We start from the raw sequence: 1003 nt of genomic DNA, 5'->3' as shown, positions 1-1003 counted from the left end.
TCTGATCGCTCAGGGTTTAGCCATACTTCAGTGGGTAACTGCCAGTTTCTGGTATTGCGGCTTCCCCAGCGTTCTGGGTGTTGCTCCTTCGCTTTACGATAAACAGCTTCTCGGTTTATTACTTTCTGTTGAGCTTGACCCGTGTGCCTGTCATGGGGCGTCTGGAACTTGATACCACTGTGCTTATGCTCCTCGTTATACCAGTTCACGAACTCATGTACCCAATCTCTGGCCGCCACAAGGTCGGCAAAATGCTTTGGGTACTCAGGACGATATTTCATGGTTCTGAAGCCAGACTCTGAATAAGGATTGTCGTTACTTACACGAGGCCTACTGAACGATGTCTGCACACCTAACTGCTGAAGTGTGCTCAGCATAGTCGAACCTTTCATAGGGCTACCATTGTCCGAGTGCAGAACAAGCGGCTGCTTCTGAAGACTGATCTTGTGTTGCATAAAGGCTTTCCGGATCATTTGTGAAGCCAGGTCAGTGGACTCTCTTTCATGGACTTCCCAAGCCACTATCATACGGCTATAGACGTCCAGAACCATGTAGAGGTAGTAATACTTGCCCCTGATGGGCGACCCTAAAAATGTAATATCCCATGACCATAGCTGGTTCGGAGCCGTTGCCCGGTGTGATGTCGGCTTTCGCTTGCAGGGCTTTTGACTGCGGCCACGGTGATGCTGCTGATCATGCGCCTTCAGCACCCGGTAAAAAGTGGACTCAGAGGCCAGGTAAACACCTTCATCAGCCAGTGTCGGTACTATCTGGCTGGGAGGCTTACTTTTGAACTGATCACTGTTACAAACTTCCAGAATCTCGTTTTGTTCACCCTCTGTCAGTTGGTTGGCAGGCGTCGGACGATTAACATGTTTGCGTTGATCTTCCCGAACCTGAACTGCATCTTCTTGCCAGCGCTGGACCGTGCGTATCGACAGGTTGAGGGCAGCACAGGCTTTGGCCTTTCGTGCGCCCTGTAAAATGGCTTCCTGGATTAAGG

Annotated in this window: 1 protein-coding gene; it reads right to left on the bottom strand. The window is 50.4% G+C overall.

Features of this window, described 5'->3' with window-relative positions; all coding sequences use genetic code 11:
- A partial coding sequence (locus tag ACNRUY_RS26630) for an IS3 family transposase (protein ID WP_488114686.1) occupies nt 1-1003 on the bottom strand: 1003 nt, incomplete at both ends.

This window comes from Endozoicomonas sp. Z74, assembly GCF_057680865.1.
This window is presented reverse-complemented; position numbering and strand designations above follow the sequence as displayed.